General features: G+C 43.2%; 11 protein-coding genes. 8 read left to right on the top strand and 3 right to left on the bottom strand.

The window, feature by feature from the left end:
* Positions 1-218: 218 nt before the first annotated feature.
* From ACSUPM_RS12300 to ACSUPM_RS12315, 4 genes are all read left to right on the top strand, one after another.
* Complete coding sequence (locus ACSUPM_RS12300; RefSeq protein WP_025652501.1) at positions 219-1,220, top strand: alpha/beta fold hydrolase; 1,002 nt, start codon at positions 219-221, stop codon at positions 1,218-1,220.
* Positions 1,221-1,332: 112 nt separating this feature from the next.
* Positions 1,333-2,400 carry a bifunctional nicotinamide-nucleotide adenylyltransferase/Nudix hydroxylase gene (locus ACSUPM_RS12305; RefSeq protein WP_025652502.1) on the top strand — a complete coding sequence of 356 codons (1,068 nt, stop codon included), beginning with the start codon at positions 1,333-1,335 and terminating at the stop codon, positions 2,398-2,400.
* 298 nt (positions 2,401-2,698) lie between these two features.
* Positions 2,699-4,096, top strand: a complete 1,398-nt coding sequence (locus ACSUPM_RS12310) for a nicotinate phosphoribosyltransferase (protein ID WP_436879988.1) — start codon at positions 2,699-2,701, stop codon at positions 4,094-4,096.
* Positions 4,090-4,950, top strand: a complete 861-nt coding sequence (locus tag ACSUPM_RS12315; RefSeq protein ID WP_201565600.1) for an SGNH/GDSL hydrolase family protein — start codon at positions 4,090-4,092, stop codon at positions 4,948-4,950. The genes ACSUPM_RS12310 and ACSUPM_RS12315 overlap by 7 nt, the downstream gene beginning before the upstream one ends.
* 167 nt (positions 4,951-5,117) lie before the next feature.
* Here the strand turns inward: ACSUPM_RS12315 and ACSUPM_RS12320 are convergent, their stop codons facing one another.
* Complete coding sequence (locus ACSUPM_RS12320; RefSeq protein ID WP_201565603.1) at positions 5,118-5,396, bottom strand: type B 50S ribosomal protein L31; 279 nt, start codon at positions 5,394-5,396, stop codon at positions 5,118-5,120.
* A 486-nt stretch (positions 5,397-5,882) separates the two neighbouring features.
* On the opposite strand from ACSUPM_RS12320, the gene ACSUPM_RS12325 reads away from it, so the two are divergent.
* Both ACSUPM_RS12325 and ACSUPM_RS12330 read left to right on the top strand, forming a co-directional pair.
* On the top strand, positions 5,883-6,488 hold the full coding sequence (locus ACSUPM_RS12325; protein WP_201565604.1) for a YceI family protein: 606 nt from the start codon (positions 5,883-5,885) through the stop codon (positions 6,486-6,488).
* Between the two features lie 211 nt (positions 6,489-6,699).
* Positions 6,700-7,851: a GNAT family N-acetyltransferase gene (locus ACSUPM_RS12330; protein ID WP_201565611.1), complete on the top strand. Its 1,152-nt coding sequence runs from the start codon at positions 6,700-6,702 to the stop codon at positions 7,849-7,851.
* A 158-nt stretch (positions 7,852-8,009) separates the two neighbouring features.
* On the opposite strand, the gene ACSUPM_RS12335 is transcribed toward ACSUPM_RS12330, so the two are convergent.
* Positions 8,010-8,444, bottom strand: a complete 435-nt coding sequence (locus ACSUPM_RS12335; RefSeq protein WP_201582916.1) for a COG4315 family predicted lipoprotein — start codon at positions 8,442-8,444, stop codon at positions 8,010-8,012.
* A gap of 710 nt (positions 8,445-9,154) precedes the next feature.
* On the opposite strand from ACSUPM_RS12335, the gene ACSUPM_RS12340 reads away from it, so the two are divergent.
* On the top strand, positions 9,155-10,795 hold the full coding sequence (locus tag ACSUPM_RS12340; protein ID WP_227687607.1) for an FAD-dependent oxidoreductase: 1,641 nt from the start codon (positions 9,155-9,157) through the stop codon (positions 10,793-10,795).
* A gap of 231 nt (positions 10,796-11,026) precedes the next feature.
* On the opposite strand, the gene ACSUPM_RS12345 is transcribed toward ACSUPM_RS12340, so the two are convergent.
* Positions 11,027-11,704 carry a TIGR00730 family Rossman fold protein gene (locus tag ACSUPM_RS12345; RefSeq protein ID WP_025652510.1) on the bottom strand — a complete coding sequence of 226 codons (678 nt, stop codon included), beginning with the start codon at positions 11,702-11,704 and terminating at the stop codon, positions 11,027-11,029.
* Positions 11,705-12,205: 501 nt separating this feature from the next.
* On the opposite strand from ACSUPM_RS12345, the gene ACSUPM_RS12350 reads away from it, so the two are divergent.
* Positions 12,206-13,159: an alpha/beta hydrolase family protein gene (locus tag ACSUPM_RS12350; RefSeq protein ID WP_436879989.1), complete on the top strand. Its 954-nt coding sequence runs from the start codon at positions 12,206-12,208 to the stop codon at positions 13,157-13,159.
* Positions 13,160-13,203 lie beyond the last annotated feature (44 nt).

A 13,203-nucleotide genomic window follows, 5' to 3' on the forward strand; every position in this document is an offset into this window, starting at 1 on the left:
CCTAAGGCGTGTCTTCATTTCAAAAATGGCGATAAAAATGAGATAAATTGCCGTCAAACAAGAAAAATAGCGTAGATAATATCGGGATATTAACAAGCTATTTGACGATGTTTGGCAAGATTTAGCCATTTTTAGCCCATTTAGATGACTATCGAGTGAATTGAAGACGCGCCCTAATCATCTACCTAATAATAAGACAATCTAGACGAGACCGTTTTATGATGACAGAGACCCTAAAACTGGTAAGCACCAAAGATGGTGAGCAAATAGCCGTCTGGAAAATTGTGGATACAGCGAAAAACGAAAACAAAACTGATATCCTCACCACCCATACGCCTGAGATAAAAGCACAAAACATCCTATTGACCCATGGGACCTTTTCGGACAAACAGACTTGTTTGAGAATCACCCACTATCTGGCACAACTTGGTCATCATTGCTACATTATGGAATGGCGCGGTCATGGTGCAAGCTCGATACCAACAGACAAATTCAACTTCGAAACCGTTGCAACCTATGATTTTGAGGCCACCTTTCGTTACTTGTTCACTGAGTTAACACTGGATAATCTACATTGCGTCACCCACAGTGGCGGCGGTGCCTGCTTAACGATGTTTTTAATCCAACATCCGCAGTACATTAACCGCATAAACAGTATCAGTATGTTTGCCTGTCAAGTTTATGGCGCAGTATCGAACCCGATTAGCTGCACTAAAATTCTCGCAGCCAAAGTATTTACGAGACTACTAGGCTTTATCCCAGCTAAGAAGCTTAAAATGGGTCCTTTTAACGAAAGCTACTATACGATGAACCAGTGGTACAACTGGAACCTAAACAAAGACTTTAAAAGCAGCTTTATACAACAAAGTAAATTTGAAACAACGACGATTAATGACAATACGCCCTCTACTATCGCCTCTAAAAATACTACATCTCATACTGTATCTAATAACAGCCACTTCGATTATCGTCAGCATATGCCAACTATTACCACGCCTATCTATGCGATCAGTGCCAAAGGTGACCATTTCATTTCGCCAACCCGTGGCTGTCAGTTGTTTTTTGACAAGTTCGCTAACCCTCACAACGTCTTTCGTGAATACGCAATCAACCATGGCGATTTGGACGATTATACCCATAGCCGCATTATGATTAGCCGCAATGCTGCGACAGAGATTTGGCCAACGGTGGCAGCGTGGATTGCACAGCATGCAACTTAACGATGATACACCCCTATACATCTTTATACTTGTCAGAAAGTCATAGGCTGTGTCAGTATTAGCGTCATCAATTTTTAACCAATAAAAAATAAGTCGTAGGAAAGTGGCGTCTATGAGTGAATTATCAGAGCAAGATCTAGAGATACAAAACCCAGATAAGCAGGACAAAAAACACTATCGTTATTTGGTGTTTATTGGCCGCTTTCAGCCGTTTCATTGCGGGCACAAAGCGGTTGTGGATGAAGCCTTGAAGCGTGCCGACAATGTCATCATGCTCATCGGCTCCGCCAACTTACCACGTAGCTTGCGCAATCCCTTTAGCGTTGCTGAGCGCGCCGCGATGATTAAAGGCGCGTATTCAACAGCAGATGCCGCGCGTATTCACTGCGTTGGACTCGATGATGCGCTCTACAATGACACGCGCTGGCTGCAATACGTGCAAGCAGGCGTAAAGTCAGTCACTGGCGACTTGCAGACCGATATCGGTCTCATTGGTCATTCAAAGGACAGCTCATCATATTATTTATCGCTATTCCCCAACTGGGCGTCTGTCTCTGTGCCCAATTATCACAATCTATCGGCTACCCCTATTCGGGATAGTTATCTGATGGGTGCCACGCCAACGCCTGAGCGCACCCCTGAGTCGACCCGCAACGTCCTAAATGACTTCAAGAAAACCGAGGATTATCAACAGTTGCACGAAGAAGCTGACTTCGTCGATAAGTATAAAAGACAATGGGAGTCTGCGCCTTACCCGCCTACCTTTATGACGGCAGACGCTTTGGTCGTCCAGTCAGGTCATATTCTGTTGGTAGAACGTCGCAGCATGCCAGGGCGCGGGCTGTGGGCACTGCCCGGTGGTTTTTTGAATCCAAAAGAGACCCTATTTGACGCCTGTATCCGTGAGCTACGCGAAGAGACACGCCTTAAAGTCCCAGAGCCAGTATTACGCGGCTCTTGTCATAGTCAGCATACCTTTGACGACCCTTACCGCTCAGCGCGTGGTCGCACGATTACTCAAGCCTTTTACTTTCAGCTAAAAAACGACCCGAAAGGTCTGCCCAAAGTAAAAGGCGGTGACGACGCGGCCAAAGCATTTTGGCTACCACTTGCCGAGTTGGATGCCACCATGATGTTTGAAGATCATTATGCGATTATCACCAAAATGGTTGGCTTATAAGGTGTTCTGTCGCTGACTGTTTAGTGCATTAATGCCCTACTTTCAATTAACGACACTCTATATAATTTACCTCATAAATTTGGTTTTATCAGTGCCACTTATAATTTCACCGCCCAAACCGATAGACGGTACGGGTTATTACGCAGCATTTAGGTGTCCTTACTAGATGCTGTCAATGGATGAACCGTTAGACTGTTGAGCAATAAATTAATGCTAATTTATATAAATACTTCTAGTCCGTTTAAGACTCAACAGTGACGCAAGTCGTCCATTTCACTCAAAGCAGAGGAGTTCTGTGATGTATACCAGCAATTTAAATAATTTAATCTTAAATAGCGACAGCTATAAAACCTCACATTGGGTGCAATATCCAAGCGGTAGTGAGTATCTATCCAGCTATATCGAAGCGCGTAAAGGCGATTACGACGTAGTGTTCTTTGGTCTGCAAGCCTTTATCAAAGAATACCTGAGTACCCCTATTACCCACCAAGACATTGATGAAGCCGAAATACTGATTCAAGCGCATGGCTTAACCTTTAACCGTGCAGGTTGGGAGCGTTTGGTTGATAAGCATGGCGGCTATTTGCCACTACGTATCGAAGCCATACCTGAAGGCAGCATCGTGTCCGTCTCCAATGTGGTCTGTCAGATTATCAATACTGACCCAGAATTCTATTGGCTACCAAGTTATATCGAAACGGCATTACTCCGTGCTATCTGGTATCCGTCGACGGTCGCCAGTGTCTCGCACTATTGCAAAGGCATCATTCGTCAAGCGCTAGAAAAATCAGCAGATAATACCGAATCACTGACGTTCCGCTTACATGACTTTGGCTCACGCGGTGCGTCTAGTCAAGAATCTGTCGCACTGGGCAGCTTGGCACATTTGGTAAACTTTGCTGGCACAGACTCAATGACGGCTTTGGTGGCTGCCAGTCGCTGGTATCAAATGGATAAAGACATGCCTGCGTTTTCTATCCCTGCGGCTGAACATAGTACTATGACTGCTTGGGGTCGTGATGGTGAGACAGCGGCATTTGCCAATATGATTGAGCAGTTTGGCGGGGCTGGCAAAAGTTTTTCAGTGGTCTCTGATAGCTATGATTTATGGAATGCTATTGACAATATTTGGGGCGGCAGCTTGAAGGACGACGTAAAAAACATGGGCGGTACTTTAGTCATCAGGCCTGATAGTGGTGAGCCTGCTAAAGTAGTTCGCGAGGCGCTGGAGCGCTTGGCAGTGAAATTTGGCACGACTATTAATAGCAAAGGCTACAAAGTTTTGCCAGATTATGTACGTGTCATCCAAGGGGATGGCATCAGCCCGCAAAGCTTGAGCAAAATTATCGACGTAGTCATGAAGGCAGGCTTTAGTGCTGACAATATTACCTTTGGCATGGGCGGTGGTCTACTACAACAAGTCAATCGCGATACCATGAGCTGGGCGATGAAAGCCAGTGCCATCTCTATCGATGGCGTATGGAAAGATATCTATAAAGATCCTGTCACCAGCCGCTCGAAACGCTCAAAAAAAGGTCGCTTGGCATTAATACAAAGCACTAATGGCAAGCCAAAAACCATCAAAGTGAATGACTTACCCGCTGGTGCAGACAACCTATTACGTGACGTTTATATCGAGGGCAAATTATTGGTAGAAGACAGCCTCACTACGATTCGGGAGCGTGCAGGATGGTAAATAGCAATAAAATAGCCTCGGTCGCAAGAGACGTCCTACTGGCCCCTATTTATCTTTACCAAGGTCGCAAAATCAAGCGTGATACGGTGCGCTTGCCTGAGCCAAATGGAGAGCGACACGGACATATCCAATTAGGCAAACCGACTGATGCCACTGCTAATACTAAAGATAAGACCAAGCAAACACTAAATATCATGGTCGTTGGAGATTCAGCAGCAGCGGGTGTCGGTAGTCAGACGCAACAAGAAGCGCTGGTTGGTAATTTGATGCCTATCTTAGCGCAGCAATCCGAGATTAATACCCAGTTTGATAGCCTAATTTGGTCGTTGCAAGCGACCACTGGACATACCAGCTTCGATATCTTGCGCAGGCTTTATGTCCTGCCTACGCCTAGTCAAGCTGTCGATGTGATGGTACTGAGTGTTGGTGTTAATGACACTACCTCAAACGTCTCTGTGAGTAAATGGCAGCAGCAAATCGAAGACATTATTACTATCGCTCAGCGTAAATTTGGCGTACGGCAATTGATTTTTTTGAGTCTACCGCCCATGGCACAAATGCCTGCGATACCGGCCCCTTTGAATAACTTCGTCGGTGCTAAAGCCTCAATCCTTGATAAGACATTACAGCAAGTGTGTGCGAGTAATGAGGGCATCACTTATATGGCCACTGATTTTCCACGGATGATAGAAGAGCACTCTAAGGGTACGCCAATTGATATCAAGGTGATGTTCGCTAGTGATGGCTTTCACCCTAGCAGCTTAATGTACGGCTATTGGGCTCAGCAATTAGCAGAGCTCATTGTCAAACTGCTTAATTCATCAGCTGCCGAATTGAGCAGCCCTGCTTTCTAAAAGCTGATATCTCAAAAAATGATATCTTGAAAAATGGTATCTTGAAAAATGACAGCTCAAGATTTAATAACCTAAAACTTAACGTTGAAATTTAAACAAAAAAAACCGCTGATTATTCAGCGGTTTTTTTATGACTTAGCAAAATAAATTGACGCGATAAGCGTAACTTATTCAGCAGAATCAGCAGCTTTCTTGTTACGGCCACCAAACGCACCAAAGCGTTTGTTAAAGCTAGCAACACGACCTTCAGTAGAAGTTTTACGTTGCTCGCCAGTATAGAATGGATGCGACGCACTTGAAATATCAAGTGGGTAGTATGGGTATTCTTTACCTTCGTATTCACGAGTGGCTTTGGTTTTAGCCGTTGAACGAGTCAAAAAGAACACGTCAGCGTTAGTGTCGTGGAATAAAACTTCTTGGTAATCAGGATGGATATCTTTACGCATAATAAACTCTCTATGTCCGATGTATCTACAGTCTTATCGACGATGTGTCGAATTTTTATAAAGAAATTCTTACAAAAAAGCTTTCATAAAAAAGTACTTATAAAACTGCGCATACGTAACTGAGGCACTAAGGACATTTGCAAGGCTGGCAGCTGCATCACTGGCTTATTCCAGCACCCAACACCATACCTCTGCTCTCTTAGCCTTCCCCAGCGGGAAAATCAAACCGCGATTTTAACGGTTTTTGCCGTTTGATGCAAGCAGCAGTTATGATAAGTATAGACAATGAATCGCTAACAAACCGACAATGGTATTGAGATAAGTGTTTTATGCTAGTATAATGCTTGATTAGATAAACCACTTAATAGCAATCGTAGTTGTAGATTATTTAAATAATACTTATTTTTTAGTATTGAGGTTTATAGCAGACCCTCTATTAACTGAATCACTATTTAATCAACCCTCACTAAATAAGGATAATAGCCAATGATAAACGCTGCTCTAAAAAACACCACGAAAGCCCTACTCATCAGCTCTGCACTGGCAATCACTACCATGGCGAGCGCGGCACTACCTAGCCAATGGCAATTAGATGACTCACATACTCGTGTTGGCTTCTCTGTCAATCACCTAGGGTTTTCAACGACCATGGGCCGCTTTAATGATGTGCAAGGTACGGTTAATTACGATATCAAAACCCCTAACAAGACCAATATGAACTTTACGATCGCAACCGATAGTATCGATACCAATTGGGATGCCCGTGATAAGCATTTAAAAACCGATGAGTTTTTTAATGTGGCCAAATATCCAACGATGACGTTCAAGTCTACTAAGGTCAGTTTTATCAATCCACAACAAGCAAAAATAACAGGTGATTTCACCATGCTTGGTCAAACTAAGCCACTTACATTAGATGTGACGTTGAACAAAATTGCTAATAGCCCTCTTACTAAAGAGCCAGTTATTGGTTTTCGCGCAACGGGTAATATCGATCGCGCTGCTTACGGTATGACGGCTTATGCAGCTGGCATCACGACCAATGTGCCTATTCAAATCGATGGTGAGTTGGTACAGAAAACCACAAAATAATACTGAAGTCTTATTAAAAAGTATTCACTGAAAAAAGCAGCCACTACGATGGCTGTTTTTTTTGCTTTTTTATAGCCCTGCACTATTTGCTAAACAAATATATGCAAATAAATGAATAAATCCATTTATTTGCTTGTTAACCCTTATAGTTATTGTTATATTCATATATGTGAATTTACGAATATAAACATAACACTGAGGGAGCAGAAAGATGGATACAGTAAATATCGACTTTGTCACTATAGATAAAAACTGGGACAAAAACATCGCCGACTATCATTTTGATATCTATCATTTATCTGGCTGGATAGCTGCCTCAGCTATCGTAGACAAGGGTAAACCGCAGGGTATCATCGCTCACTATAAAAATAAAAAAGTGTTTTTGCCAATTATCATTAGAGACATTAATCGTGAAAATACCAATTGCGAATATACTGATTCTGAGAACAGTAATTGCGAATATACTGATGCTCAATATTGGGATGCCACTTCTACTTATGGCTACGGTGGCCCCTTGATGGACAAGTCCTTAACTGATGCCGAGGTAGACATCATTATGGAAGCAATCAGAGCTGTCCTCTTTGCCAAAGGCTGTGTCTCCTTATTCATGAGACTGCATCCCATCATTAATAAAGAATGGATTCCAACGGTTGGTAAAGCTCTAACTCACGGACTGACATTGATGTCTGACTTGAGCAAGTCGGCCGAGGAGCACTGGGGAGAAACCCAAAATCGACACCGTAGAGGTATCAAAAAAGCGGTGAAAATGAACGTAGTGACCAAGATTGAGCCATTGACCAGAGAAAATGCCATGGTGTTCTCCAGCATTTATAAAGAAACCATGGCACAGGTCAACGCCAGTCAATACTACTTTTTTGACGATGATTATTTTTTTAATTTGCTTGAGAACCTTCAAGATAGAATCGTATTAATCACTGCTTATCAAGAAGACAAAGCGATCGCCTCCTCTATTTATACGATCTGTAAAGAATCGGGTATCATGCAATTCCATCTCGGCGGCACACTCAACGCTTATACTAATTTGCAGCCTTCAAAGTTAATTACTCATGTTGCTCGTGACTGGGGTAGAGAAAATCGTTATGAATTGCTACACCTCGGCGGTGGCGTTGGTGCGGCTCTAGATTCTTTATATGAATATAAAAAAGGCTTTAGCTCGCAAGAGTTGTTGTTTAAAACCTATAGACTAATCGTCAATCCCGTAAAGTATGCAGCGCTGGTTGCTGATAGTTGGTTTTCAGAAAGTGACTTAAGCTCAGATTTCTTCCCTTTATATAGAAAAGAAACAACAGAGGAAGTTGCCTTGGAGATCGTTCAGGCGGAAGTTTTAGCAGATATCTCCTAAACTTATAAAAAAGTCATACATCACTTTTTGGCTTAATTTAACTAGAGTCTGTTGAGCATTATTTGAAGCTATGAAAATCATCTCAATCTGAACACAAAAAAGCAGCCACTATATTGGCTGCTTTTTTGTGTTCGGCTTAAGGTTAACACTTTACCGTTTTATTTAGTTCTAACGATATGCCAAACGCCAAGCTTATTGTCGCCGTCGGTATCACCGACTTTGGTATCGTTGGCATAAAAGTACAAAGGCTTGCCGTTGACAGCCCATTGATACTTACCATCTTCTCGTTGGAAAGCGGCAAACTGGCCAGAAGCTTGAGCATTGCTGGGTGCCATAAACGCCGGCCAAGCCAGTAGACACGCCGAGCCACACTCTGATTTGTTCATGGAATCTTTGTCAAAGGTGTATAGCGTCATTTTGTTGGTGGCATCCACTAGCATCCCATTCATGCTGGCAACTGGTGCTTTGTTGCTCATGGTCGCTTGTACATCATGCATGCCTGAATCGTCGTTGCCAAACACATTGTTTAGCGTCGAACAGCCCGTTACGGTCAACACACTGGCTAGGGCAGATAACATCAAAATACGTTTCATAATCACTTCCTTGTATTTAAAAAAAACATCTCATTAATTTAGATTTTTATGGAATTGAATTTTTATTGAACATGGTGTTTATTAATTATCAATATTGCAATCTGCTGATTTGTGCGATAGTTAAGTCATACGCTCAGCCAACTGCTTTATTTTCATACACTTTACTCTCACAGCTGATTTCAAGTAATTTCACTATAGCATATGCCCTAAAACGGTCGTTTTTGTCGGCATATAAACTTACAAAAACTTGCGAATATTACAAATTAGTAAACTACAGGGTCAAGTTTATGAGCGAAGGCAGTACTTGTTCGCGGACGTTTAAAGAATTAATGATACTTAAGTAAGGATTGACTGTACTTAAATGATGCTATGCGTTTCATCCCTACCTTTATCTTTTATAGCTAAGACAGTGCATGGCAGGTCGTTGACAAAACTAATGTAACTACTTACGTATTTGCCGTCATATCCCTAATAGGTTTTCGTAAAATAACGTTATCTATAATAAATAGTCGATAACAAGAACCAAGCCATTAAAAGTATGACTATGGCGGTTCCATATGAATGTTGAACTTGGCTACCTTCGCACGCATATAAATAGCTATAGCACGATCCAAGACACTGACATGATCAGAAATTTATATGCCCAGACAATTATATGAATAAGCGGAGCATGTCCCGATGCTGATGCTATTAAGGATATAACCACGACAATGACCAATAATTTAAGTAAAAACCCCTCTAAAGATACTGGTGCTCAAGAGACTGATCTCAAAGATATTAAGTCTCCAGCCACTAAACTTGATACAACAGCGGTGGCAATAAAGAACCACCCATCTACCAAACGTGTCGGCATCTTGGGTGGCGGTACTGCAGGGGCAACGATTGCCATTCGCTTAGCAGCTCTAGGGCTTGAGACCTACGTATTTGAGAAGAAAAAATCACTGATCGATGGTCCACCCATGTGCCATTTGCACGCGGGTGGTAATCTATATCGTGAAATTCCTGACGAGGATTGCGTTGCCCTGCTTAAGCAGTGTATCGATATCTTGCGCCTTTATCCTTATACCATCGACGTACGTCCAACGGTGTTCGCGGTACCGACGCGTGATGAAGGCTTGCCTGAAGATTTGCTACCGCGTCTCGATATTTTGACGGACGCATATCGTGAGCTCATCGCACAAGACAGCAATAACAAAGTATTGGGCGAACCGGAAAACTATTATCAGCTCTATAGTCATGAGCAACTGATTGCGCTGTCTGAACGTGAGCAAGTTGCGATACCGAGCACGGTTGACGAATGGATGATACCGGTTGCTAAGTATTTGGACTTGAATAAAGTAAAGTTTCCGCTCATTGTCGTACAAGAATATGGCTGGAATATTTTTCGTTTAGCCGCTTCTGCGCACCTTGCATTAGAAGGCTATGAGCACGCGCACGTCTTTACCAATACGCAAATCAAGCAAGTCATGCCTGTCGACTGTGAGAACTGTACCAACGCTGATCACCATGTCACAAAATGGCGCGTCGATTATCAGCAAGCTGGTGAGTCTCAACCTGAGTCTATCGAAGTCGATTACCTAGTCAATGCTTGCGGCTTTCGCACCGGTGTCATCGACGATATGGTGGGCGTCAAAGTCGAGCGTATGGTTGAGTTCAAATCTTCTTATATCACACACTGGGGTGACGCTGGCGGACAGATACCCGAAATCATCGTGTACGGCAGTCGCGGTACGCCAGAAGGTATGGCACAGCTAACACCTTATCCAGGTGGTTACTTCCAAATCCATGGCATGAGTAAAGCCATTACCCTGTTCAATGATGGATTGGTGGCCTCTAATAAAGGCAGCGCGCAGCCTAAGTTGCCGCAGCAATATGTACATTATATCGAAGATGGCTGGGACAAAGCACCATTGCAAGCGCGTAGTCAGCAAGCAATTGAATACGTAGCAGAGTTTGTGCCGACCTTTAATAGCGCGCGCACCATCGGTAATGCCTTATATGGTGGGCAGCAAATTCCGGGTCAGGACGATACACTACGGGTGGCAGATGTGAGCTTATACTCAAATATACGCTACGCCCGCGCGGAAAATGTCAAAGCATCGTCCACCTTGATTGCTGCTGATCAAATCGTCGATGAGCTGACCGATCTCGGTTTAATAGATAACGACACAGTGGCCAATCGTAGCCGCTATACACATGACTGGACCTATCTAGCCCACAATGACAGCTTAACGATTGATAAAGTAGCACGCGGCTTGGCTGAAGACCGTGGCTTCCCAGCGGCGATGGCAGATGTTAATCATAGCATTCGTGAGATTGCGTTAGAGAGTTTGACGCCAGTTCAGCCTTAGATATTTGTATTTGCAGTTGACTAGCTGTTTTAACGAGGTGTTAAATTTGGCAAAAACAACGTTAAAAATTATTAAGAAAAAGGGAGGGCGTTGCTAATTACTAGCAACGCCCTCCTTTTTTCTTATATACAATGACACAATTTAACGTTTCATATTCTAACAGAGGTATATTTGATCAACACCTTTATAGGTATTAATTAGCCATGTTAAAGAAATATACAGCGCCGGTCTTTAATTACCTGCCATTTTTTCAGTATCAACTGCATCATCTATCGTTACAACTGTCTGCAGCAACTCAATCGCTTCACCGATGGTATTACAAACCACCAAACGCTCTAGATCTTGCTGCTTCATAAAGCCTTGTTCTGTAGTATATTTTAGGTGCTCAATCATCCGATCATAAAAACCATTGATATTCAGAATAATCATGGGCTTTTCATGTTGATACAACTGACGCCATGTGGCGATTTCCATAATCTCTTCGAGCGTACCAAGGCCACCGGGTAAGGTAATAAACGCATCGGCGTACTCCGCCATGACTGTCTTACGCGTATGCATGGTATCGGTCAGATGCAGACGCGTAAGACCCTCATGGGCGATTTCGTGCTTAAGCATAAAGGTAGGAATCACCCCAACGGCTTGTGCGCCGCCTTTAATCACTTCATCGGCGACCGCGCCCATCAGACCAATGCTGGCACCGCCATAAACCAAGCCCATGCCATTATCGGCTAGAGCACGACCAAGCTCACGCGCTGCCTGCTCATAAACCTCACTATTACCCAACCGTGATCCACAATAAACAGCCACCAATGGCATCGCTAGGGTTGATTTATCCACCGCTTTTTCGATATTCGTAATGTCTTGGCTGGTAATCACTTCATAAGTATCATTATTAATTTTCATTTGCATATAACGCTCCTAAGTTTGCTTGGATTATTGTATTAAATGGTTCGGTAAAAGGTTTTATTGCTTGTTAGAATGACACAATATGACGCTTATCACTAACGTTAACTCGCTGTATTCTGCGGTGCTGTCATCTTTTACTTTTTTCATGCTTTGCTGATAAAAGCTTGTGATGAGGCGTTCTGATAAGGTCTAAGGTGTTGTCAGCAGTCTATTAATTACGCATAATGAACATCAGTGGAATTCATAACTATTGTTTATATTTGGTTTTTTATAAACAGCCAGTAGAAGTATTATAAATCCGGTGATTCATGAGAAAGATAAAACAACGCTCATTATGCTGCTATTTGTTAGCGTTTATCTTAACATAAGCCATGCTATCACATGGTAGCAACGATTTATCACTACGCAATGACTACATTTTTTAGCACTGACTTGCTATAAAACGTTGCAGATCCACATTCATTATTCTTTAATAAAAACGACGAAACTCATCAAGGTATTTTTATGCATAATAACCATGCGCCATCTTCTGTAGCACTACAAGGCGACACGATCGACGCGACTAATGACCATGAAAGCAACGCTGATAATGGCAGATATTCATTAAGTATTATGACTGAGCGCAATCAGGCGTTGGCCGCAACGGTTTATCGCCCTACAGAGACGGTCAAAGCCGCTGTCATGATAGCGCCCGCTACCGGTATCAAGCGTCAGTTTTATCACAACTTTGCAAGCCATTTAGCAGCGCAGGGCTTCGGTGTCCTGACCTTTGACAACGAAGGTATCGGCGAGTCACTAGCAACCGATTTGGCCAAATGTGATGCCTCACTGATAAGTTGGGGTCGTCATGACATGCCAGCCGTCCTCGATGCCTTACAAGATGAATTTCCCGATGCTTCTTACCATCTCGTCGGTCATAGTGCAGGCGGTCAGCTGATTGGTCTGATGCGCAATTATGATGCTATCGCCTCGGTGTTCAATGTCGCTTGCTCGTCAGGTTGTATCAAAAACATGGACATGCCTTATAAACTCAAGGCGATGGGTTTTATGGATGCATTTATTCCTGTTACGAACTTTGCGCTGGGCTATACCCCATCAGATAAAATCGGCATGGGCGAACCGCTACCGCGCGGCGTGTCTCGTCAGTGGCGCGAATGGTGCAATGGCTCAGGTTATATCAAAACCGCCTTTGGCAAAAGCATTCATACGCATTTTTATGATGACATTCGCATGCCAGCACTGTGGCTAGGCTTTAGCGATGACGAAATTGCCAATAGCAAAAACATCGACGACATGATTCGCGTCTATACAAAGATGCCGGTCGAAAAACGCTTTTTTAAGCCAAAAGACTTTGGTCTGAGCAGCATTGGTCATATGCGCTATTTTAGTAGTCGAACCAATGCCAAGGCACCTGAGTTATGGCAAATGGCAGTAGATTGGTTAAATCAGCAGCAATAGCTCCAGAAATCATAGCTTTGAAAACGACGGCTTCAAGCATGAAT

This window comes from Psychrobacter okhotskensis (assembly GCF_965638355.1).
GTDB lineage: Bacteria > Pseudomonadota > Gammaproteobacteria > Pseudomonadales > Moraxellaceae > Psychrobacter > Psychrobacter okhotskensis.

Coding starts and splice junctions, on each gene's coding strand:
- ACSUPM_RS12300 (WP_025652501.1), top strand. CDS start 219: ATGATGACAGAGACCCTAAAACTGGTAAGCACCAAAGATGGTGAGCAA.
- ACSUPM_RS12305 (WP_025652502.1), top strand. CDS start 1,333: ATGAGTGAATTATCAGAGCAAGATCTAGAGATACAAAACCCAGATAAG.
- ACSUPM_RS12310 (WP_436879988.1), top strand. CDS start 2,699: ATGTATACCAGCAATTTAAATAATTTAATCTTAAATAGCGACAGCTAT.
- ACSUPM_RS12315 (WP_201565600.1), top strand. CDS start 4,090: ATGGTAAATAGCAATAAAATAGCCTCGGTCGCAAGAGACGTCCTACTG.
- ACSUPM_RS12320 (WP_201565603.1), bottom strand. CDS start 5,396: ATGCGTAAAGATATCCATCCTGATTACCAAGAAGTTTTATTCCACGAC.
- ACSUPM_RS12325 (WP_201565604.1), top strand. CDS start 5,883: ATGATAAACGCTGCTCTAAAAAACACCACGAAAGCCCTACTCATCAGC.
- ACSUPM_RS12330 (WP_201565611.1), top strand. CDS start 6,700: ATGGATACAGTAAATATCGACTTTGTCACTATAGATAAAAACTGGGAC.
- ACSUPM_RS12335 (WP_201582916.1), bottom strand. CDS start 8,444: ATGAAACGTATTTTGATGTTATCTGCCCTAGCCAGTGTGTTGACCGTA.
- ACSUPM_RS12340 (WP_227687607.1), top strand. CDS start 9,155: ATGACCAATAATTTAAGTAAAAACCCCTCTAAAGATACTGGTGCTCAA.
- ACSUPM_RS12345 (WP_025652510.1), bottom strand. CDS start 11,704: ATGCAAATGAAAATTAATAATGATACTTATGAAGTGATTACCAGCCAA.
- ACSUPM_RS12350 (WP_436879989.1), top strand. CDS start 12,206: ATGCATAATAACCATGCGCCATCTTCTGTAGCACTACAAGGCGACACG.